This is a genomic window from Mesorhizobium sp. WSM1343 (assembly GCF_055901535.1).
This window is the reverse complement of sequence record NZ_CM148370.1, coordinates 281625-300399: the sequence shown is the minus strand read 5'-3', so window position 1 is coordinate 300399 and position 18775 is coordinate 281625. Positions and strand designations below refer to the sequence as shown.

Below are 18775 nucleotides of genomic sequence, written 5' to 3'. Positions count from 1 at the left end.
GTCCGTTGCACCGTCACGTGGAATTGAGATTCGTTCTGCCTCAGTAGGTGGCGCGGCCGCCGGAAACGTCGAACACGGCGGCCGTCGTGAACGAACACTCTTCCGAGGCGATCCAGCAGATCAGCGCCGCCACCTCGTCGACCTCGCCAAAGCGCGCCATCGGTATCTTGGACAGCATGAAGTCGATGTGCTCCTGGCTCATCTGCTTGAAGATCGCGGTGCGCACGGCCGCCGGCGTGACGCAATTGACCGTCACCCCGGTCTTGGCCAGTTCCTTGCCGAGCGACTTGGTCAGGCCGATCACCGCGGCCTTGGACGTGCTGTAGGCGGAGGCGTTGGGATTGCCTTCCTTGCCGGCGATCGAGGCGATGTTGACGATGCGGCCATAGTTGCGCTCGAGCATGTGCGGCACGAGCGCCTTGTTGCAGTAGAAGACGCCGTTGATGTTGATGTCGATGACCTTCTGCCAATCTTCCGCCGAATAGTTCCAGGTCGTCATGTTCGGCCCGGTGATCGCCGCGCTGGTGACCAGGATATCGACACCGCCAAGCGCTTCGAGCGTTGACCGGGCAGCGCGCTCCACGCCAGCGGCATCGGCAACGTCGATAGCGATGCCGTGAAGACTGGGGATGACGGCCTTGGCCTGTTCGATCTGGGCGGGATCGCGATCCCAGACCGAAACCCGTCCGCCTTCTTCGACAATCCTCTGCGCCACCGCCAGACCAATGCCCGATGCGCCACCGGTGATGATCGCCACCCGATCGCTGAACCGTCCTGCAAAATTCATCGGCATCCGATCTCCCCCCGTCACCTGAACCCGATGGACTGACAACGCGAGCGCCATGCCATCGGCGGCGACTGTGCTGCCCCCACCAGGCAAGTTCAAGCCGGCATGCAGCCCGATCGTCTGGGCCAATCCCGTGCCGGGATTACACGGGAATTCCCTCGAGTTGGTCGCCCAGTGCTTTCACCATCGCCACCAGCGCCGGTCCGATCTCGGCATGCGCGCGGTCCTCGGTGATGATCTCGCCGATGCCGCCGCAGGTGATGGCAACCAGCGGCGAGCCGTCACGCGGGCGGAACGGCACGCCGACTGCATGGATGTAGCTGTGCCAGGCGCCGAACGACGTCACATAGCCCTGGCGTGCATATTGGGCGATCGCATCGTCGATCGCCGCCGCGATCATCGCTGCCTTGTCCGGCTCCGCCTCCTGCAAAGCCCGTACAAGGCTGACGCGCTCCTCGGGTGAAAGGGCCGCCGCATAGGCCAGCCCCATCGATGTCTTCCAGATCGGCAGATAGGAGCCCGGGTTGAGCCGCAGCGTGACAAGGCTCTCCGACCGGCAATTGGCTAGATACACCATGTTGAGGCTGTCGCGCGTGCCGAGCGCCACCGCCGCCCCCGTCAAATCGGCCAGCGGCTGCATCAGCGGCCGGGCGACGTGCACGACGGCGCTTGAACTGAGCGCCGAATAGCCGAGCGCCACGGTAGCCGACCCCAGGCTGTAGCGGCCGAGATCCTTGTCGTACAGGAGGTAGCCGAGCGCGCTCAGCGTATAGGTGATGCGCGACACCGTGGCTTTGGGCAGGCCGGTGCGGGCAATGATGTCCTGGTTGCCGAGCGAGGCGTCGCCCGGCCGGAAGGCGCGCAGGATGCCGAGCCCGCGCACCAGCGACGACGAAAGTTGTGCGCCTTCGCCTTCAAGCTCCGTCTCGTCCCTGGTGGCTCGCTTGCGCACGCTGAGGTCTTTCTGGCGTCGTCGTCCGCCTGTCGGGCCGGTGACGTCGGCACTGTCGTTAAAAATGAAATTAAATTCCATTTATATTGACAGCGGCTTTCGCGGGCTGTCAATATGTTTCCGTCGATGGCATGTCCCAGCGCCTTGTGCCATCTTACGAAGCCCCTCCTTGTGAAGGTAGCCACGTGTCTCGCTATATTTTGCGCCGGCTTATCGCAATGCCGTTTCTGGTGCTCGGCATCGTCACCATCGCCTTCCTGATCACCACGGTGACCAAGGGGGATCCGCTGACCGCGATTGTCGCCGAACAGCAGATGAGCAACCCCGAAGTGGTGGCCGCCGCCAAGACGCGTTGGGGTCTCGATCGTCCTTTGCCGGAACGCTATATGATATATCTTGGTAATCTGCTGAGCGGCGATCTTGGCACCTCGTTCATCACCAAGCGCAATGTCGGCACCGACATTCTCTACCGCTTGCCGGCAACGCTCGAACTGGTTTTCGCCGCGATGATCTTCGGCACCACGCTCGGCATCGTGCTTGGTGTGCTGGCCGCCTATTTCCGCAACAGCCTGATCGACCATGGCGCGCGGCTGTTCGCCTTGTTCGGCTCTTCGCTGCCGGTGTTCTGGTCGGGGCTCGGCCTGTTGTTCATCTTCTCCGTCATGCTGAACTGGCTGCCGGGGCCGGGCAGGGTCGATGCCCGCTTGGCATTGCCGCCCGGCATCACCGGCTTCCTGACCATCGATTCGCTTCTGGCTGGCGACTGGACCGTCTTCAAGGACGCGCTCTGGCACCTGCTTCTGCCGGCCTTCGTCCTCGGCTGGACGGTTTCGGGCACCATATCGCGGCTGGTGCGCGCCAACATGCTTGATGTGATGAGCCGCGAGTTCGTGCTCACCGCGCGCGCCAAGGGGGCGAGCGAGTTCCGCGTCGTCATCGTCCATGCGCTGCGCAACACCATGGTGCCGACCCTGACCGTCATCGGCTATTCCTTCGCCTATCTGATCACCGGCGCGGTGCTCACCGAAACCATCTTCTCCTGGCCGGGCATGGGATCCTATGCCGTGGAGGCAGCGCGTGCGCTCGACTTCCCGGCGATCATCGGCGTCACCATCGTCGGCGGCCTTGCCTTCCTGGTCACCAACCTTATCACCGACATACTCTATGTCGTGGCCAATCCGCGCGTGAGGTTGAGCTGATGGCGGTCGTCGTCACCAAGTCCCGCTCCTCGACGGTTCCCGAATGGCTGACCGCGCCATTGGTCATCGGCACGGTCGTCATCCTGTTCTGGCTGTTCATGACCGCATTCGCCAACCTGGTCGTGCAGTTCGATCCGCTCGAAATGGTCGCACGCCGGCTTCAGGCGCCAAGCTGGGCGCATTGGCTGGGTACCGACGCACTCGGCCGCGATGTGCTGGCCCGCACTCTGCACGGGGCCGCGCATTCGCTGCCGATCGCGGTTCTGGTCGTCGTCTCTGCAGTGATCATAGGCTCGCTGCTCGGCGCCATTTCCGGCTTCGTCGGCGGATCGACCGGCGCGGCGATCATGCGGCTTGTCGACGTCACTCTGTCCTTTCCGCCGATGCTGCTGGCCATGGCCGTCGCGGCGTCGCTCGGACCAGGCCTCGGCAATGCCGCCATAGCCATGGTGCTCGTCTGGTGGCCCGTCTACGCCCGGCTGATGCGGGCGCAGGTATTGGAGGTGAAGGAGCGCGAGCATGTCGAGGCGGCAATCGCCGCCGGCGCCAGGCCGCGGCGCGTGCTGTTCACGCACATATTGCCGCTTTGCTGGACCCCGGTGCTGATCAGCGCAACCATGGATCTCGGCCAGGTCGTGCTGCTTGCCGCGTCGCTCAGCTTCATCGGCCTCGGCGCCACGCCGCCGACACCCGAATGGGGCTCGATGATCTCCGATGGCGCCGTTCATTTCTATCAATGGTGGATCGCCTTCGGTCCCGGCGTCGCCATCCTCACCATCGTGCTGGGCTTTAACTTCATAGGCGACGGCTTGCGCGACATTCTCGATCCAAGGTCGGACTAGGCGATGAGCGCACAGATTTCCTCAGCGCCACCGGGCGCAGTCGACAAGGTGGGCGAGCGCGAGCCGCTGCTGTCCATACGCGGTCTGCGGGTCGGGTTCCGCAAGGCCGGCAGTCAGTTCGAAGCGGTTCGCGGGATCGACCTCGACGTCGCCAAGGGCGAAGTGGTCGGCATTGTCGGTGAGTCCGGCTCGGGCAAGTCCGTCGGCATGCTCGCCGCGCTCGGCCTCACGTCAAAGAACGCGGTGGTCACCGGCTCGGTCCGCTTCAACGGCGACGAACTGGTCGGCAAACCGGCGCGCGAGATGCGCAAGATCAGGGGCGCGCGCATCGCCATGATTTTTCAGGACCCGCTGTCCTCGCTCAATCCGGTGATGACCGTCGGCGCCCAGATTGCCGAGGCGGTCAGGCTGCATCAGCGCGTGACACGCAAACAGGCGATGACGCGCGCGGTCGAATTGCTCCATCTGGTGGCGATCCCGCAGCCGGAGCGCCGGGTCAACCAGTATCCGCATGAATTCTCCGGCGGCATGCGCCAACGCGCGGTTATCGCCATGGCCGTCGCCAACGATCCTGACCTGTTGATTGCCGACGAACCGACCACGGCGCTCGATGTCACGGTGCAGGCACAGATCCTGGCCGTGCTGCGCTCGCTGCAGGAACGGCTCGGCCTCGGCCTGGTGCTGATCACCCATGATCTCGGCGTCGTCGCCGGCCATGCCGACCGCGTCGCGGTCGTCTATTCCGGCCGTGTCGTCGAACAGGCAGGCGTATCCGAGCTGTTCGCCGATCCGCGCCATCCTTACACGCGTGGCCTGATCGCCTCGATCCCCAACCTCGAGGAAAGCCGCGAGCGGCTGTTCTCGATCGACGGTTCGCCGCCCGCACTTGGGCGCTTGCCGGGCGGCTGCGCCTTCCATCCGCGCTGCATTTATGCCGCGGCACGCTGCCGGACCGAGGACCCGCCTTTGCACGATGTCGGCGGCCGGTTCTCGGCCTGTCATTTCGCGACGACCTTGCCGCCCTTCCACAGTGCTGTGCTGGCGGCGGCGAGCCTGGACAATGGAGACGTGGCCCCATGAGCGCAGCGGAGCAACTCCAGGCGGAAACCAAACCGGCGGCTGCGCTTTCTGTTCGCCATCTCGTCAAGGACTTTCCGGTTCGCGGCGGCCTCGTCTTCGACCGTGCCGTTGCCCATGTCCGTGCGGTCGCCGATGTCTCGTTCGACGTAGCACCGGGCGAAACGCTGGGTCTGGTCGGTGAATCCGGTTGCGGCAAGTCGACCCTCGGGCGCTGCCTGATGCGGCTGATCGAGCCGACCAGCGGCGAAAGCTGGTTCCGTGGCCAGAACCTGCTCGCGCTCAATCACGAAGACATGCGCCTGATGCGGCGCTACATCCAGCTCGTCTTCCAGGATCCCTACGGGTCGCTGCATCCGCGCATGCGCATTGCCGACAACATCGCCGAGCCGCTGCGCATGAGCGACATGTCGGCGACCGACCGCCGCGCGCGCGTCGCCGAATTGCTCGAACTGGTGCGGCTCAATCCCGAGCATGGCAAGCGCTATCCGCACGAACTGTCCGGCGGCCAGCGCCAGCGTGTCGTCATCGCCCGCGCGCTGGCACTCAATCCGCAAGTGGTGATCCTCGACGAGCCGGTTTCGGCCCTCGACGTTTCGGTGCAGGCCGGCGTGCTCAATTTGCTCAAGGACATCCAGCAATCCTTCGGCACCTCCTATCTGTTCATCGCGCATGATCTGTCCGTCGTGCGCCACATCTCGCATCAGGTGGCGGTGATGTATCTCGGCAAGATCGTCGAGATCGCGCCGGCGGCCGAACTCTATTCGAGGGCGCTGCATCCCTACACCCAGGCGCTGCTGTCGGCGGTGCCGCTCGCCAATCCCGAGAAGGAGCGCAAGCGCGAGCGCATCGTGCTGAGCGGCGATGTGCCGAGCCCGCTCAACCCGCCATCCGGCTGCCGCTTCCGCACGCGCTGCTTCAAGGCGCAGGCGATCTGCGCTGCCGTCGAACCGCCGCTCGATCCGGCCGGTGGTTCGCATCGCGTCGCCTGCCATTTCCCGGAGCCGGTCAACACTTTCAGGGCTGTCTGAGTAGCCTGCCGAATTCACCCGAAGGAATTTTGATCGTGACTGAGGACCATTCCGCGAATGCCGGTACGGCAGAACCCGCGCGCTTGCCGCTCGAAGGCATCAAGGTTCTCGACCTCTCGCGTGTGCTGGCCGGGCCGTGGGCAACGATGAGCCTTGCCGATCTCGGCGCCGAGATCTGGAAGATCGAGAACATCGACGGCGGCGACGACACCAGGGCGTGGTCGGTGCCGAGCTACAAGGGTGTCTCGACCTACTATCTCTGCGCCAATCGCGGCAAGCAGAGCATCGCGCTCGACATGAAAAGCCCGCAGGGGCTGGCGATCGTGCGCGAGCTGGCGGCGAAGGCCGACATCGTCGTCGAGAATTTCCGCTCAGGTACCGCCGATAGGCTCGGCGTCGGTTTCAAGGAACTCAGCGCGTCAAATCCGCGGCTGATCTACTGTTCGATCTCCGGCTACGGCCAGACCGGGCCCGATGCCGGACGGCCCGGCTATGATTTCGTCATGCAGGCCGAAAGCGGCCTGATGGCCATCACCGGCGAGAGCAATGGCGAACCGATGCGTGTCGGCGTCGCCATTACCGATATCGTCTGCGGCATGGTCGCCACGCAGTCGATCCTGGCGGCGCTTTACGAGCGCGCGACGACCGGCAAGGGCCAGTTCCTCGACCTGTCGCTGATCGACTGCGCGCTCAGCCTGCTGATCAATGTCGGCAGCGGTTACCTTAACACCGGCCAAGAGGTCGCCCGCTACGGCAATGCCCATCCGACGGTCGTTCCCTATCAGATATTCGAAGCCTCCGATGGCAGCTTTGCGCTGGCGGTCGGCAATGACCGCCAGTTCGCAGCGCTGTGCGAGAAGGTCGTTGATCTGCCACATCTGGCTGGGGATGCGCGCTTCATCAAAGCAGGGGCGCGCGCCACCAACCGTGAGGCGCTGATCCCGCAACTAGCCGCCGTCTTCAAGACCAAGCCACGTGACCACTGGATGGCCACCTGTGCCGCCGCCAGCGTGCCGGCCGGCACGGTAAAATCGATACCGGAAGTCTTCGACAGTTCCAATGTGCGCGAGCGTGGTCTCGTCCAGACCTTGCCGCATCCGCATCTCGGCTCCGTCGCCATGGTGCGCCCGGCGCAGGGACTTGCCGCGCAGCTGACCGCGGACTTTACCGCGCCGCCGATGCTGGGCCAGGACACAGCTGCCGTGCTGGCCGACGTGCTCGGCTATAGCGCCGAGATCATCGACCAGCTGATCGGCACCGGCGCCATCGGCGTCTATACGCCGGCCGCCGAATCGATCCCCGCCTGATCTTCATGGAGCCTGACGGGCCTTCGTCTCGCATTTGCAGGTCGACTGAATGGTTCTTCAAGAGGGCGAAGAGCCGTTCCTTGTTTTGGCGCAATCCCCTGGAGAAAGCGCTATGCGCTTTTCCCGGGAAACCGCTTCACCTTTTCTGGAATTGCTCGGCCGGCTACTTCTGCTGGCCGTAATTCTTGTAGCGCCCGCGAATGGCGGGGATCTCGCTGCCCTCGATGAGCACCGGCGTGCCGGCGCTGCGCGCCAAAAGGTACTGCCGCGCCAGGGTTTCCAGCTTGATGGTGCGGATGAGCGCCGTGTCGAGATCGCCGCCGAAGGCGATCATGCCATGATTGGCGAGCAGGCAAGCCGTGCGGTCCTTGAGCGCGACGACGGCAACCTTGGCCAGTTCGCTTGACGCGAAAAGCGCATAGTCCGAGCAGCGCACATCATCGCCGCCGAAGCCCGCCACCATGTAGTGGAACAGTGGCAGCGGTTCACGCAGGCACGACAGCGCCACGCAATGGTCGGGATGGGCATGCACGACGGCGCCGGCCTCGGGAAACGCCTTGTAGATTTCGGCGTGCATCTCCCATTCGCTCGACGGCCGGAACGCAGCGTCCCAGGATCCATCGAGCTGCATCCCCACCATCTGCTCCGGCCGCAAGGCGCTTGTGGCTATTCCCGTCGGCGTGATCAGCATGCCGCCTGTCGTGCGAACGCTGATGTTTCCGGTGGTGCCGACATTCATCCCGCTGGCGTCCAGCGTCTGCGTCGCGGTGATCAGGCTCGTGCGTTCGATTTCGAGTTCCATCACGATGCTCTCCTTGCCGGTGGCCATGTGTCGATCGCCGGCGCAATAGTGCTCGGCCGTGTCATGTCTTGCAGGACGTCGGCGAAAATATCCGGGCCGCCGAGCTTTCCCGATTTCAGCATCAGCGCCAGCGGATCGGAAGGCCGGCCGGGGAGGTGAGCGATGGCGCGCGACAGTCCGGGGCCCTCATAGGCGCCCATGGCGATCCGGTCGATGCCGAGAGCCTTCGCCACCGAACCGGCGGTCTCGCCGCCCGCGACGACGAGCCGGCGGACGCCGAGTTCGCGCACCAGAATCTGGGCAATCCCGGCCAGGATCTCTTCCGCCCTTGCCGCCACCATATCGCGGCCGTGCGCCTGCTGCAGCGCTTCGACGGTCGCTTGCGGCGCTGTCGTAGCAATGGCGATCATCGCGCCGGGCAAATGCCGTTGGGCGAAGGTACGCGCTTCGGCCATGACATCGGCGCCGGCAAAGGCGCTGGCAAGGTCAATCGTCAGCAGTGGATTGTTTTGCGCAAAACGCTCGAGCTGTTCGATGGTGCGGTCGGCGACGCTGCCGGCCAGCACCGCTGCCGGCCCTTCGACGGCCGGCAGGCTGGCGGCAACGAGATCGCCTGAATCCAGCAGCCCATGCGTGAGCCAGGCCGGTGGCAGATGCGCGGCGACTGAGGAATTACCGGTCATCAGCGGCAGGTCGAAGGTGGCTTCCGCGATCGCCGCCAGATCGCGCTCGCGGATGGTGTCGGTGACCAGCAGCGTCTCGCCACGCGCGCTGTGTGCTCGTATAGCGCTTCGGATGGCTCCAGCGCCGGCGTCGACGACGAGATAGGGCACCAGCCCGACCTTGCCCCTGCTCTGCGCCTGCAGCACGCGAACCAGATTGGAATCGGTCATCGGCGTCAGCGGATCGAAGCGCTTGGGCGACTCAGCAAGCAGCTGGGGACCGCCGAACATATGCCCCTGATAGACGGTGCGCCCAGTCTCACACAGCGCGGGGGCGAACAGTGTGACGCCGCCGCCAAGGCGCTCGAGCAGCGCTTCGGCGCAAGGACCGATATTGCCCGCGGGCGTCGAATCGAAGGTGGCGCAATATTTGAAGAAGATCTGCCGCGCGCCAGCTTCGACCAGCCGGTCCGCGGCCTCCAGCACCTGGCGCACCGCATCGCTGGCTGCGATGACGCGGGTCTTCAGCAGGATCACATGGGCAAGATTGCCTGATGGGATCGGCGCGTCCAGCCCGACCGTGCATCCCGTCGGAATGCCGCGCGCGACCAGCATCGACGCCAGCTCGGTGCCGCCGGTCAGATCGTCGGCAATGGCGCCGAACAGCAAGGAAGGCATCGACGCGGTCATGCGGCCCGTCTCATGTCTGCCGGTTTCGGGGCGGCTTGTCTCATGTCGGTGGTCAGGCCATTCGTGGTATCATATACACAAGCCACGCGACGCAGGCGACGCCTGCGCTGTTGCAAGAACGGAGAGCGGATGTGACTGCTTCTATCGCGCCGATCGCGCGCGACAATCTGACGACGCGTGTCTATGAGGAGCTTCGCCGTGCCATGATGGAAGGCCGTTTCTGGCCGGGCCATCGCTTCAAGATCCGCGACCTTGCCGCCAGCCTTCAGGTGTCCGAGACGCCGGTGCGCGAGGCGCTGATGCAGTTGGTGCGCGAAAAAGGCCTGGAGATGGAGGCCGGCCGTTCGATCACCGTCGCCCAGCTGTCGCTGGCTCAGTATCTGGAACTGCGCAGCATCAGGCTGCATCTCGAAGGCATGGCGGGTGCCGCGGCAACGACGCGCATCGAGCCGCGCGAGATCGACCGTCTGGCGGCGGTGCATGAGAAACTCATTGCCAACGAGGACAATGGCCGCTGGTTCGAAGCCGTCCGCGACAATTGGGAATTCCATCACTCCATCTACCAGGCGGCGCAAATGCCGGAGCTGCTGGCCATCATTGAGGGAATCTGGCTGCGCAACGGACCGCTGGTGAACTACCAATACCCGCACGCCCGGCCGACCTATGACGGCCGCCACCGGCATCTCGACATTCTTGAAGCGCTGCGGGCGCGCGACGAGAACGGTGTGCGCAAGGGCATTCAGCAGGACATGATCGAAGGCGGCCGCCTGCTGGTCAAGGTTCTCGAACGGCTGAACGACGGCGCGGTCACGCCGGAGGAACTGCGCCGCGCTGCGCAGAACGGCCGACTGGTGTCGGCCACCGGCTGAACAGTTTGTTCCTTTCCACCGCATTGGCGCCGGTCACGCCACCTGCGCCGCGGCGGCCATGCCCGCATCGGCAGCCTGCAGGGCGAGATCTATATCTTTTGCGGTGTGCGCAGCACTCAGGAACATGTTGTGCCGGGGATGGAAATAGGCGCCTTCGCGCAAGGCGGCCGAGCAGAAGGCGTTGGCTAGCTTGAATTCGGCATCGCCGTCGAACAGCACCATCGGCATCGACACCGGACCTGTCTGTCGCAGCGAAAGACCATGCTTCTTCGCTGCAGCATCGAGGCCTGAGCGCAGCCTGTCGCCGGCCTGTGTCATGTGGGTGACGGCGTCGGTATCGCGCAGCGTGCTGATGGTGGCGATCGCCGCGGCCATTGCGACGGCGCCATACCAGAACGAACCCGTCACATAGACCTTGGTCGCGGCTTCGCGAAACCGGTCGGTGCCTGCGATGGCGGCCAGCGGATAGCCATTGGCGATCGCCTTCGAGAAGGCGGACAGGTCCGGCCGTACGCCGAGCGGCTCCCAGCTGCCGGCGAGGTCGATGCGGAAGCCGGCCCTGACATCATCGACGATCAGCGCCGCATCGGCGGCGGTGGTGAGTTCGCGCGCCCGTTTGGCGAAGGCGGCGGTCGGCAGTTCCTGGTCGCGGGCGATGTCGTGCCGGAAGGCAGTGACGACGACAGCAGCGAGATCGTTGCCGGCCTGCTCGACGGCCGCTTCGAGGCTGGCGACGTCATTGTAGTCGAAATGGATCAGATGGGCGCGGTCCTCGGCGGTGACGCCGGCCAGCGATGGCGTGCACCACGGCACGGCGCCGTGATAGGAGCCGCGCGCGACCAGCACCTTGCGTCGGCCGGTGCCGGCGCGCGCGATCGTCACGCAGGCCGTGGTGGCGTCGGTGCCGTTCTTCTGCAGCATTGCCCAGTCGGCATGCGCGACCGTCTTGACCAGCAGTTCCGCCAGCTCGACCAGCACCTCGCCGGGGCCGTTCATCGCATCGCCGAGGCGACGCTGCCGGGCGGCAGCCTCTTCGACTGCTTGATGATGGTGGCCGAGAATGTTGGGCCCCCAACTGCACATCAGGTCGATGTATTCGTGCCCGTCGACGTCCCAGACCCGGCAGCCGTCGGCGCGTTCGAAGAATTGTGGATAGGCGGAGCCGAGATAGCGCGTCGCCATGTGTCCCCACATGCCGCCCGGAATCACCGAGGCCGCACGCTCGCGCAGCAACTGGTCCTTGGAGTTGATCAGGGAAGGCATGAAGAGGTCTCCGCTCATTGATATATCATATATTGAATGTAATGTTGGAAGAACAGGATTTGCTGGCCTTCCGGATGGAGAACAGGGAGGCGACAGTCGCCTCCCTGTATTGTTTTGCTCAGTGGCTGAGTTCTGCCAGCGGCAGGTTGCAGCAGGCGCTGTAGCGCACGCCCTTGACGTCCGACTTGTAGGCCAGGATCAGGTTCGGGCTGATCAGCGGCAGGATGATCCTGTCCTTGATCATCTCCTCGCCGGCCTGGTGCCACAGCTTGGCGGCCTCGTCGCCGCTTGCCGCAAGGGCTGCCTTGTAGATATCCGCTTCCTTCGGGTTGAGCACCGACGGGTCGCGCTCCGCGCCGGCACGGCGCGACCAAGGGCTGCCCTTCGTCATGGCGAAATAGTCGATGTATTGCGAGGTGCCGTAATAGTCCGGCGCGTAGAACACCGCCGTCATTGGGATGCCGTCGCCATTGACGCGCTCGCGCCAATTGGCGAAGGGGATCGGCTGCAGGTCGAGCTTGATGTTGATCTTGGCCAAATCCTGCTGAACCTTCTGCATCAAGAGCGAGAGATCGACGCCGTAGACGTTCATGCCGGGGAACGCTGCCTCCATCTCGAAGCCGTCGGCGTGTCCGGCCTTGGCCAGAAGTTCCTTTGCCTTGGCAACGTCATAGGGCTGCGCCTCGAAGCCCGAACCGCCGGGGAAGCCGAGCGGGATCGGCGCGCTGATCAGCTGACCCTCGGAGCCGATGGTGAAGTCGAGGATAGCAGGACGGTCGAGACCGAGCGAAATGGCCTCGCGCACTTCGGGCGTCAGCGGCACCTTGTTGGCCTTGGCGCCGGGCGACAGCGCCACATAGATGAAGTTGTAGGACGGCACGGTCTCGATCTTGACGTCGCTGCCGGTCATCGTCTTGGCCGTGTCCGGGTCGATCTGCATGGCGATATCGGCGGTGCCGCTCTGCAGCATCTGCGCCTGCGCCACCGCATCCTTGGTCTGGCGTATGACGACTTCGCTCAGCGCCGGCGCCGTGCGCCAGTACTTGTCGTTGCGCGCCAGCCGCAGTTCCGAATTGGGCTCATAGGATTTCAGCACGAACGGCGCGCTGCCGGCCGAATGGGCCAGGAACCAGGCCTCGGCATTGTCTGTCGTCGAGGCGTCCGCATCGGCCTTGGCGCCGGCTTCGGAAGCAACCTTGCTGTTGACGACCGCTGCGTAGGGCGCCGCCGCGATGTTGAGGAATTCGGAGCTCGGCGCGACCATCTTGACGACGACCGTATGCGCGTCCGGAGTCTCGATCGAGGCGACATTGTCCATCAGGAACGAGGCGCTGCCCTTGAGGTTCTTCAGCCGCTCCCAGGACCATTTGACGTCCTTGGCTTCGACAGGCGAACCGTCCGAGAATTTGGCGGCCGGGTCGAGCGTAAAGGTGAAGCTGCTCTGGTCGGCATTGCCTTCCCACTTCGAGGCGAGCAGCGGGATCAGCTTGTTGTCCTTGTCCAGCGTCAGCAGCGATTCGTAGACGCTGGAATTGTAGATCTGGCAGGTGTCGCAGAAGGCGCGGTGCGGATCGAGCGAATTGAGGTCGATGTTACGCGCGATGACCAGCGGCTTGCTGTCCTGCGCGAAAGTGGCAGGCGCCCAGAAGGCGCTGGTGGCCAGCAGCACGGCCGCCAGCATCGTCGCCCTGGTCTTGGCTCTTGGTAGGATCGTCATGTCCATTTCATTCTCCCATTTTCTTGTCAGATCTTTGTGGCAATGCGTTGCTCTATCCACCCACGGCAATGAGGGATTGAAGCGCGGCCTTGAGCTTATCAGCGCCGCCCAGTGCGGCGCGGTTGAGCGGGGCCGATACGACGGGAGCCGAGAGGCTTCCCGTCACATGCAGGATCTCGTGATCGAGATAGTCGAACACGCGATCCTGAATCTCTTGTGTCAGCCGTCCGCCAAGCGACAGTCCACGCTGCACCTGCTCGACGACGGCCACCCGGTTGGTCTTGCGGATCGAGGCCTCCACCATCGGCCAGTCGAGCCCGGTCGGGTCGAGGCTGCGCAGGTCGATGATCTCGGCATCGACGCCGGTCTCCTCGACCACCTGCTTGGCGACGGCGACCATGCTGGCACTGGTGAGCAAGGTGCAGGCACTGCCCGGCCTGACGGTTTTCGCCTTGCCGAGTCGCACGCAATAATCGCGGTCATCCGCAGGCACAGGCCCTTCGCTCGGGAACAGTTCGACATGCTCGATGACGACGACCGGATCGTCGCATTTCAGCGCCGAATTCATCAGGCCGATATAGTCGAAGGGCGTCGTCGGGGCGACGATGCGCCAGCCGGGAAACAGCGCGAACAGGCCAGACGGATCGCCCGAATGCTGCGAGCCGTAGCCGGTGTGCGGCGAGACGCGCACCCGGATCACGATCGGCACCGGGAAGCCGCCGCCGAACATGTGGCGCACCTTGCTGACCGCATTGAACAGCTGGTCGGCGGCAACCAGGCAGAAATCGCCGAACATGATCTCGACGATAGGCCGCAGCCCGCAAAGCGCTGCACCCAGCGCCACGCCGACAAAACCGTTCTCGGCGATGGGCATTGCCAGTACACGCTCCGGCCAGCGTTCCAGCGCACCCTTTGTGGCGCCCGAAACGCCGCCGCGCAGCCGGTGCACATCCTCGCCCATGATAATGATGCGCGAATCCTTTTCCATGGCGCGCGCAATCACCTCGGACGCGGCAACCATGAACTTGACCGGCCTGGTGTCGGCTGGCGGCATATCCTCGATCTCGAGGAAACGCTCGCCCTTCAGTTCGGAAAGATCACCGCGTATCTGGTTGTCGACGCCGCCTGGGTCTGGCCACAGATGGTCGGGAATGCCCAGCGCGTTGCCACTCATTTCGGTGAGCGAATCGGCAGCGGTGTTGACCACCTCCATGACGCGCTGGTCGAGTGTGCCGAGGTCGGAAGCGTTCAAAATGCCCATCGTCTTCAGGCGAGCCGCCATCGTGACCAGCGGATCGCGCGCTTTCCAGGCGTCTTCCTCGGCCCGCGTGCGGTAGCCGAATTCGCTACCCGGGCGCGCGCCGCTCTGATGCAGGAAGCGGTAGCAAAGCGCCTCGACCAGCACCGGGCCACCGTCTTCCTCGATCGCCCGGCGCGCCTCGCGCATGGCATGGTGGACCGCCACCACATCCATGCCGTCGCATTCGATGCCGCGAAAGCCGAGCATAGGTCCGCGCGAGGCCAGCCGCGTCTCGCGCGTCTGCTCGTTGATGTGCGTCGAGACGGCATAGAGATTGTTTTCGGCGAAAAAGATCACCGGCAGCCGGTAGAGCGCGGCGATGTTCATCGCCTCATAGGCCGGCCCCGCCATCATCGTGCCGTCGCCGAAAAAGGCGACCGAGATGTTGCCGGTACCGAGCAGCTTGTCGGCCAGCGCATAGCCGGCCGCATGCGGCAGGTTGCCGCCAATGATCGCGCTGGTGCCAGGGATGCCGGAGGCATCGTCGCGCATATGCATCGAGCCGCCACGGCCGCCGCAATAGCCTGACTTGAGGCCCATGATCTCGGCCATCAAGCCGCGCACCGAGCCCTGCATGTCCGGGTTGAAAGCGTCATGCAACGGGTCGAATCCGCCGGGCGTCTGCGCGTTGACAAGCTTGGCCAAGACCTGGTGATGGGCGCGGTGGGTGCCGTTGATGCGGTCGCCCGTACCGAGCACGGACATGGCGCCGACCGCCGTCGCCTCTTGTCCGATGCTGGCATGCGCCGGACCATGCACCAGCCCGGCATTGGCGAGATCGAGCACTTTTTCCTCGAAACGGCGGATGAGCAGCATCTGCTGATACCAGCGCACCAGGCTCGAAACCTCGGCGTCGTTCCAGTCCGAATCGTCGACGTCGAGCCGCAACCAGGGCGCCGATGGCTGGATCGATGTCTGCTGGACCATGTCAGCTATTTCCGTTCTGGTAGATGATATATCAAATATTTTCTCAGTCGATTGCGTCCGGGCACTTTTCCTGGGCACTGCACTGGCTTGCGGGCACCGCACAAATGGAATTAAATTTCATTTTCTGTGCGAAGCCGAGACTAAGCCGGGACGGCGGCGTTCCGCAAGAGGAATTTTGAAGCCAGTTTTCGAGCCATTCCGGCGACAAGCCCCCTGCACCAATTCACGGAGGGAGCGGCTCTGCAAATCAGGCATTCGGCTGGCGGATCGGCTGGGTAAGCGAGCGGCTAGCGATCGGCCTGATGCTGGAAGAACTGCAAAAACAATTCCCGCTCGGTGGTGATGTCGAGCTTCTCGTAGATGCGCCGGCGATGGTTCTTGACCGTGCCGACGGTGATGCCGAGGCGCTCGGCGATGTTGGCCGTCGGGTGGCCGGCGAGGATCAACTGAACCAATTCCCGCTCGCGCAGCGACAGCTCCGGCCACAGACTGGCCGGGATCGTCGGCTCCTGCCGGGGCGAGGCGCCGGGGCCTGTCGGCGCCGACGTGCGGGAGAATTTGGTTCCGCGCGCCTTGATGTCGAGCGCATGCAGCGCCTCGAATACAGGCAACCGCTCGTCCAGCAAAGCGATCTCGCTCTCCTTGAACGACGTGGTCGAGCGGTCGAGGAAGATGCCGAGGCACCAGTCGCCGCCATCGGCAAGCATGATGCCGACCTCGTCGCAGATCTCCGACTGCGCCAGGAAGCCGGCAATGTACTGGCCGCGCTTGGCCTCGTCGTCGGCGAGCCGTTTCAGCGGCATGATGCCCAACCTGCGCTCGCGCCGCCACGAGGCATAGAACGGGTCGAACACGTAGTAATTGTGGAGATAGCGCCGGACCATCTCATCCGAGAAGCGCCGGTGCTTGATGAATTCGGGTGTCTGCGTCGCCGAATAGCGCGTCACCGTGACGAGGTCGTGGTCGATGTCGGCGCCGATCAGGTCGATCAGGCAGTCGACATGCCTGTCCGTGCCGATGGCGGCGATCGCTTTGGCGAGCGGCGCCCAGATATTGCCCATGCCCATGCCCTTTTCTCGGCGATGTCAGCCCAACCGTCATTGTGTCTTTAGGCATATGGCGCGAGGCCATCCAATGAATCTAGCCTGGCGTCAACCTAGACCAGATCCCGAGGCGACCGTGACCCAACCCAATCTCACCGCCCCCATTGTCGGCAACCCAATCGTCATCGGCATCGACGCCGGCGGCACCATGACCGACACGATCCTTGTCGATCAGGACGGCCACTTCAAGATCGGCAAGTCGGCGACCACGCCGAAGAACGAAGCCGAGGGTTTTCTGGCCTCGGCCGAGGACGCGGCGGATGCCTGGGGCATCTCGCTGGAATCATTGTTTTCAGGCGTCAACGTCGTGCTCTATTCCGGCACCGGCATGCTGAACACGCTGTTGTCGCGCACCGGCCGCCGGCTCGGCCTGATCACCACCAAGGGCCTCGAGGACATGATCCTGATGGGCCGCGGGCTGCAGGCCTGGGCCGATTATTCCTACGCCGACCGGCTGCATGCGGTCACCCACCATCATCCCGATCCGCTGGTGCCGCGCCGCCGCACCCATGGCGTCACCGAGCGGATCGACCAGTTCGGCGACGTCGTGCTGCCGCTCTATGAGCACGAGGTTTCTGCAGCCGCAAAAAAACTGATCGCCGACGAGGTCGAAGCGATCTGCATCATGACCATCTTCTCGCACGTCAATCCGGTGCACGAGAAGCGCATCGCGGAAATCTGCCGCGAAGAGGTCGACAAGGCCGGCGCCGACATCATCGTCTACACCAGCCACGAGGTCCGCCCGGTCATCCGCGAGCAGTCGCGGCTGAACTCGGTCCTGATCGAGGCCTACGCCACCTCGCGCGGCCGCAAGCAGCTTAGGGGTATCGAGGACGTCTCGAAGAAATACGGCTTCAAATATGGCGTGCAGACGCTGCTCTCCTTCGGCGGCCTGACCTCGATCAACCATCCGCGCCTGCATGAAACCATGATCTCCGGCCCGATCGGCGGCATCCTCGGTGCTGCCTATGTCGGCAAGCTGATCGGCAATGATTCGCTGATCTGCTCGGACATGGGCGGCACCTCCTTCGACATGGGCGTTATCACGCGCGGCCAGACGCGGATCGAGAACGAGCCGCTGATGGATCGCTTCAAGCTCAACGTGCCGACGCTGCACCTCGATACGATCGGTGCCGGCGCCGGCATGATCCTCAAGGTCGATCCGCTGACCAAGAAAGTCTCGCTTGGACCGGAAAGCGCCGGCTCCGATCCAGGTCCGATTTGCTTCGCCAGGGGCGGCACCGAACCGACCATTGCCGATTGCGATGCGATTCTCGGCCGGCTCAACCCGCACTATTTCCTCGGCGGCAAGGTCGTGCTGCAGGTCGAAAAGGCCCGCCGCGCCTTCCAGGAGAAATGCTCCGACATCCTGGGCGTCGGGCTGGAGGAAGCCGCCGAAGGCATGATCGACATGCTGGAGGCCGACGCCAACAACGCGCTGCGCCGCGTCATTTCGGGCCAGGGCATCCATCCCTCCGAGTTCACGCTGCTGTCCTATGGCGGCTCTGGCCCGCTGCACCTGGCCGGCTGTTCCAGGGGCATCGGCTTCAAGGACATCATCACCTTCCAGTTTGCGGCCGCCTTCTCCGCCTTCGGCTGCACCACGGCTGATTTCATGCGCCGGCATTCGGTGTCGACGCAGCACGACATCCCGTCACGCGCCGATGAGGCGACGCTGGCCGCCTTCGGCGTCAAGGTCACCACGGTCTGGAACGATCTGACCAAGGCCGCGGTCGACGAGATGATCGCCGACGGCCATGCGCGCGAGAAGATCAGGACCGTGCCGTTCCTGATGATGCGCTACACCGGCCAGCTCGAGGATGTCGAAGTCATGGCGCCGCTGGCTGAGGTCAACTCGGCCGACGACATGCGCAGGGTTATCGACGAGTTCGAGGCGGTCTACGCCAAGGTCAATCATCGCGTGTCGCGCTACGGCGAGGCCGGCTTCACCATCACCGAACTCGGGCTGATCGCCACCGCCGACAAGGTCAAACCGGTGCTGCTCAAGCGTCCGCTTGGCAAGTCGGATCCGGCTTCCGCGCACAAGGGCGTGCGTGAGGCCTATATCGGCGGACGCTGGCACAAGGCCAATCTCTACGAGATGGACCTGCTGCAGCCCGGTCACGAAGTCATCGGTCCCGCCATCATCGAACACCCCGCCACCACGCTCGTCGTTCATCCGCAGGACCGCGTCCATGTCGATGAATGGACGCTGCTGCACTACACCCACGCTTGAGAGGGCATCGC

Annotated in this window: 15 protein-coding genes; 7 read left to right on the top strand and 8 right to left on the bottom strand. The window is 64.2% G+C overall.

The window, feature by feature from the left end; all coding sequences use genetic code 11:
- Nucleotides 1-40 precede the first annotated feature (40 nt).
- Together AC0NIL_RS01375 and AC0NIL_RS01370 are read right to left on the bottom strand one after the other, a co-directional pair.
- Complete coding sequence (locus tag AC0NIL_RS01375) at nucleotides 41-793, bottom strand: SDR family NAD(P)-dependent oxidoreductase (protein WP_127366658.1); 753 nt, start codon at nucleotides 791-793, stop codon at nucleotides 41-43.
- Between the two features lie 136 nt (nucleotides 794-929).
- Nucleotides 930-1820, bottom strand: coding sequence for an IclR family transcriptional regulator (locus tag AC0NIL_RS01370; protein ID WP_473573868.1), 891 nt, complete (start codon nucleotides 1818-1820; stop codon nucleotides 930-932).
- Between the two features lie 137 nt (nucleotides 1821-1957).
- Here AC0NIL_RS01370 and AC0NIL_RS01365 point away from each other — a divergent pair, with 137 nt between their 5' ends.
- Genes AC0NIL_RS01365 through AC0NIL_RS01345 form a run of 5 tightly spaced genes read left to right on the top strand, consistent with a single transcriptional unit; the run spans nucleotide 1958 to nucleotide 7195 of the window.
- Complete coding sequence (locus AC0NIL_RS01365; RefSeq protein WP_474048759.1) at nucleotides 1958-2938, top strand: ABC transporter permease; 981 nt, start codon at nucleotides 1958-1960, stop codon at nucleotides 2936-2938.
- The gene (locus AC0NIL_RS01360) at nucleotides 2938-3780 is read left to right on the top strand and encodes an ABC transporter permease (RefSeq protein WP_473573867.1); all 843 of its coding nucleotides are present in this window, start codon (nucleotides 2938-2940) and stop codon (nucleotides 3778-3780) included. Before AC0NIL_RS01365 ends, AC0NIL_RS01360 begins: the two co-directional genes overlap by 1 nt.
- A 3-nt stretch (nucleotides 3781-3783) precedes the next feature.
- The gene (locus AC0NIL_RS01355) at nucleotides 3784-4860 is read left to right on the top strand and encodes an ABC transporter ATP-binding protein (RefSeq protein ID WP_275954169.1); all 1077 of its coding nucleotides are present in this window, start codon (nucleotides 3784-3786) and stop codon (nucleotides 4858-4860) included.
- Entirely contained in the window at nucleotides 4857-5888 is a 1032-nt protein-coding gene (locus AC0NIL_RS01350) for an ABC transporter ATP-binding protein (protein ID WP_013528135.1), read from the top strand. Before AC0NIL_RS01355 ends, AC0NIL_RS01350 begins: the two co-directional genes overlap by 4 nt.
- A 35-nt stretch (nucleotides 5889-5923) precedes the next feature.
- Nucleotides 5924-7195: a CaiB/BaiF CoA transferase family protein gene (locus AC0NIL_RS01345; protein WP_473573866.1), complete on the top strand. Its 1272-nt coding sequence runs from the start codon at nucleotides 5924-5926 to the stop codon at nucleotides 7193-7195.
- 163 nt (nucleotides 7196-7358) lie between these two features.
- On the opposite strand, the gene AC0NIL_RS01340 is transcribed toward AC0NIL_RS01345, so the two are convergent.
- Both AC0NIL_RS01340 and otnK read right to left on the bottom strand, forming a co-directional pair.
- Entirely contained in the window at nucleotides 7359-7997 is a 639-nt protein-coding gene (locus AC0NIL_RS01340; protein WP_084015593.1) for a class II aldolase/adducin family protein, read from the bottom strand.
- Entirely contained in the window at nucleotides 7997-9349 is a 1353-nt protein-coding gene (otnK, locus tag AC0NIL_RS01335; RefSeq protein ID WP_275954167.1) for a 3-oxo-tetronate kinase, read from the bottom strand. Before otnK ends, AC0NIL_RS01340 begins: the two co-directional genes overlap by 1 nt.
- 131 nt (nucleotides 9350-9480) lie before the next feature.
- Here otnK and AC0NIL_RS01330 point away from each other — a divergent pair, with 131 nt between their 5' ends.
- Complete coding sequence (locus AC0NIL_RS01330; protein ID WP_013528131.1) at nucleotides 9481-10218, top strand: GntR family transcriptional regulator; 738 nt, start codon at nucleotides 9481-9483, stop codon at nucleotides 10216-10218.
- Nucleotides 10219-10251: 33 nt separating this feature from the next.
- On the opposite strand, the gene AC0NIL_RS01325 is transcribed toward AC0NIL_RS01330, so the two are convergent.
- The 4 genes from AC0NIL_RS01325 to AC0NIL_RS01310 form a co-directional block, all read right to left on the bottom strand.
- A complete protein-coding gene (locus AC0NIL_RS01325; protein WP_275954166.1) occupies nucleotides 10252-11481 on the bottom strand; it encodes an aminotransferase class III-fold pyridoxal phosphate-dependent enzyme in 1230 nt (409 codons plus the stop codon).
- Nucleotides 11482-11599: 118 nt separating this feature from the next.
- Nucleotides 11600-13162: an ABC transporter substrate-binding protein gene (locus AC0NIL_RS01320; RefSeq protein ID WP_164747171.1), complete on the bottom strand. Its 1563-nt coding sequence runs from the start codon at nucleotides 13160-13162 to the stop codon at nucleotides 11600-11602.
- Between the two features lie 88 nt (nucleotides 13163-13250).
- Nucleotides 13251-15425, bottom strand: a complete 2175-nt coding sequence (locus AC0NIL_RS01315) for a dehydrogenase E1 component subunit alpha/beta (protein WP_127367909.1) — start codon at nucleotides 15423-15425, stop codon at nucleotides 13251-13253.
- 287 nt (nucleotides 15426-15712) lie between these two features.
- Nucleotides 15713-16492, bottom strand: coding sequence for a helix-turn-helix transcriptional regulator (locus AC0NIL_RS01310; protein WP_063169873.1), 780 nt, complete (start codon nucleotides 16490-16492; stop codon nucleotides 15713-15715).
- Between the two features lie 184 nt (nucleotides 16493-16676).
- Here AC0NIL_RS01310 and AC0NIL_RS01305 point away from each other — a divergent pair, with 184 nt between their 5' ends.
- Entirely contained in the window at nucleotides 16677-18764 is a 2088-nt protein-coding gene (locus AC0NIL_RS01305) for a hydantoinase/oxoprolinase family protein (protein ID WP_063170449.1), read from the top strand.
- Nucleotides 18765-18775 lie beyond the last annotated feature (11 nt).

Coding starts and splice junctions, on each gene's coding strand:
- otnK (WP_275954167.1), bottom strand. CDS start 9,349: ATGACCGCGTCGATGCCTTCCTTGCTGTTCGGCGCCATTGCCGACGAT.
- AC0NIL_RS01355 (WP_275954169.1), top strand. CDS start 3,784: ATGAGCGCACAGATTTCCTCAGCGCCACCGGGCGCAGTCGACAAGGTG.
- AC0NIL_RS01370 (WP_473573868.1), bottom strand. CDS start 1,820: ATGGAATTTAATTTCATTTTTAACGACAGTGCCGACGTCACCGGCCCG.
- AC0NIL_RS01360 (WP_473573867.1), top strand. CDS start 2,938: ATGGCGGTCGTCGTCACCAAGTCCCGCTCCTCGACGGTTCCCGAATGG.
- AC0NIL_RS01320 (WP_164747171.1), bottom strand. CDS start 13,162: ATGCTGGCGGCCGTGCTGCTGGCCACCAGCGCCTTCTGGGCGCCTGCC.
- AC0NIL_RS01310 (WP_063169873.1), bottom strand. CDS start 16,492: ATGGGCATGGGCAATATCTGGGCGCCGCTCGCCAAAGCGATCGCCGCC.
- AC0NIL_RS01375 (WP_127366658.1), bottom strand. CDS start 793: ATGCCGATGAATTTTGCAGGACGGTTCAGCGATCGGGTGGCGATCATC.
- AC0NIL_RS01315 (WP_127367909.1), bottom strand. CDS start 15,425: ATGGTCCAGCAGACATCGATCCAGCCATCGGCGCCCTGGTTGCGGCTC.
- AC0NIL_RS01340 (WP_084015593.1), bottom strand. CDS start 7,997: ATGGAACTCGAAATCGAACGCACGAGCCTGATCACCGCGACGCAGACG.
- AC0NIL_RS01350 (WP_013528135.1), top strand. CDS start 4,857: ATGAGCGCAGCGGAGCAACTCCAGGCGGAAACCAAACCGGCGGCTGCG.
- AC0NIL_RS01305 (WP_063170449.1), top strand. CDS start 16,677: ATGACCGACACGATCCTTGTCGATCAGGACGGCCACTTCAAGATCGGC.
- AC0NIL_RS01325 (WP_275954166.1), bottom strand. CDS start 11,481: ATGCCTTCCCTGATCAACTCCAAGGACCAGTTGCTGCGCGAGCGTGCG.
- AC0NIL_RS01365 (WP_474048759.1), top strand. CDS start 1,958: ATGCCGTTTCTGGTGCTCGGCATCGTCACCATCGCCTTCCTGATCACC.